The organism is Virgifigura deserti (assembly GCA_003576685.1).
In the GTDB taxonomy this organism is placed as follows: Bacteria; Pseudomonadota; Alphaproteobacteria; order Dongiales; family Dongiaceae; genus Virgifigura; species Virgifigura deserti.
In genome coordinates this window covers 1-2,396 of the sequence record QOZR01000030.1, presented here as the reverse complement: position 1 = coordinate 2,396, position 2,396 = coordinate 1, and the positions used below count along the sequence as shown (strand labels likewise).

Sequence of the window (2,396 nt, the reverse complement as noted above, 5' to 3'; positions counted from 1 at the left end):
CCTACCGTTCTCCAGCCGTCTGGTCCTGGCGAGGTTGTCGGGTTTCGTCTGGAGGCGGGGGACGCGGGAGTTGATGCGGGCCGGGTGGTGACGTTCGGGCAGGTGTTCGCGGCGGGCGACGTGACGGCGGGCGAGGGGCTGGTGGCGCTGATCGACGGGGTGGCGGTGCCGCTCCAGGTCGACGTCAAGGCGACCCATCCGGACGGCTCGGTCCGGCACGCGCTGCTGAGCGTCGCCGCGCCGGCGCTGGCCGCCGGCGCGGCGGTCGACGTGATGCTCGCCAAGGGCGCTCCGGCGGCGGCCCCGGCGGTCGACGTCGCCGCGATCCTGGACTCCGGCTACGATGTCGAGCTGGTCGTCGACGGCGAGGTGGTCGACGTCGCCGCCCTGCTCGCCGAGGCGCTGGCCGCCGGCACCGCCACAAGCTGGCTCGAGGGGCCGCTGGCCAGCGAGGTCCGGGTCGCGGCGCCGATCTCGGATGACGGCAACCTGCACGCCACCTTCGACATCCGGGTCCAGGCCGACGGCAGCGTGCGCACCGACGTGGCGCTGGCCTATGACTGGGCCTACTCGATGGGCATGGACAATCTGACCTACGACGTCGAGATCCGCGACAAGGGCCAGACGGTGGTCCGCTACGACGACCTCGAGCACCACCATCACGGGACTTGGCACCAGGAGGTCTGGTCGGACGGCGCGCCGGGCGTCAACGTGGTCCGCGACGTGCCCTACCTGGTCCAGACTGCGGCGGTGCCGGGCTACGACACCTCGATCGCGATCGACGGGGCGGCGCTCGACAAGGAGCTCGCCAAGCTGGCCAACACCGACACCGGGCCGATGGGCAGCGCCTTGGTCGAGACGGCGATGCCGGGGACCGGCGGGCGCTTCGACATCGGCCCGACGACGACCTGGAACGCGCGCTACCTGCTGAGCCAGGATCCGCGCGCGCTCGAAGTGATGCTGGCCAACGCCGACGCGGCGGGCAGCATCCCCTGGCACTTCCGCGACAACGCCACCGGCGAGTACATCCGGGTCGATGACCACCCGCAGCTGTGGATCGACGAGCGCGGCGTCGGCGGGCGCTATGGCGACGACCAGCTGCCGGAGGCGTACAACTCGCGCTCGGCGGGCGGCTGGATCGTCGACGCCCCGCACCAGCCGGCGCTCCTGTATCTGCCCTACCTGTTCACGGGCAGCCGGCATTATCTCGACGAGCTGCACGCCCAGACGAGCTTCACAATCGGCTGGTTCGGGCCGCACAACCGCGGCGAGGAGGAGGGCATCGTCGACTCCAACGAGCTGCGGGCGAAGGCTTGGTCGCTGCGCACGATCGGCGATACCGCCTACATCACGCCCGACGACCACGCGCTGAAGGACTACTTCACCCAGATCCTCGACAACAACCTGACGCACTTCGTCGAGAAGTACGTGACCGGCGGCGCGATGGACGCGGCCGGCGAGGTCGAGGGCTGGATTCCGGCGCTGGTCAAGGCCGGCCACACCGCCGGCTGGCAGAGCGACTTCATGACCATCATCCTGAGCGTGCTGGCCCAGCGCGGCCATGAGGACGCCGAAACCATGCTGGACTGGATGACCAACTTCGTCGCCGGGCGGTTCCTCAACGGTGAGAACGGCTTCGACCCCCTGCAGGGTGCGGCCTACGTGCTGAAGGTGTACGACCCGGAGACGGGCGAGAAATACACGACCTGGGAGGAGGTGTTCCAGAAGACCTTCCCCAACGGCTCGCCGGACGGCACCAGCCTGCACGTCACCTACGCCTTCGGCTACGGGGCGATCGCCAAGGCCTCGCTGGCCAGCCTGGTCAGCGCCACCGGCTCGCCCGAGGCGATCGAGGCCTATGGCTTCGTCGTCGGCGAGACGACGCGGTTCTGGGACAAGTACGACTCCGACCCGACCTGGCTGATCGCACCGCAGCTGGCCGACGGCAGCTATCTCCTGCACTCCGATATCCATGTCGGGTCGGGGACGCTGACCGGCACCGACCGCAACGAGCTGCTGCATGGCGGGGACGGCGCCGATAGGCTCGATGGCGGTGGCGGCATCGACCTGCTCTATGGCGGGGCCGGCGATGACGAAATCGCCGGCGGCGCCGGGAACGACTACCTGTTCGGCAACGCCGGCGCCGACGTGCTGACCGGCGGCGCCGGGAACGACGTGCTGAAGGGCAATGCCGGCGCCGACCTGTTCGTCTACGCCGCGGCCAATTCGGGCCACGACGTGATCCTCGACTTCACCCTCGGCACCGACCGGCTCGCGGTGGCGGGCGGGCTCGCCGATCCCGCCGCCCTGCTCGCCGCCGCCACCGCCGACGCCGACGGCAACGCCGTCCTCCAGCTCGACCCCGACAGCTCCATCACACTCATCGGCGTCAATCC

1 protein-coding gene is annotated in these 2,396 nt (G+C 70.2%); it reads left to right on the top strand.

Annotated elements, in window-relative coordinates:
• Positions 1-84 precede the first annotated feature (84 nt).
• The coding region (locus tag DT069_RS24440; RefSeq protein ID WP_425450522.1) for a calcium-binding protein at positions 85-2,396 on the top strand (2,312 nt) is incomplete at its 3' end.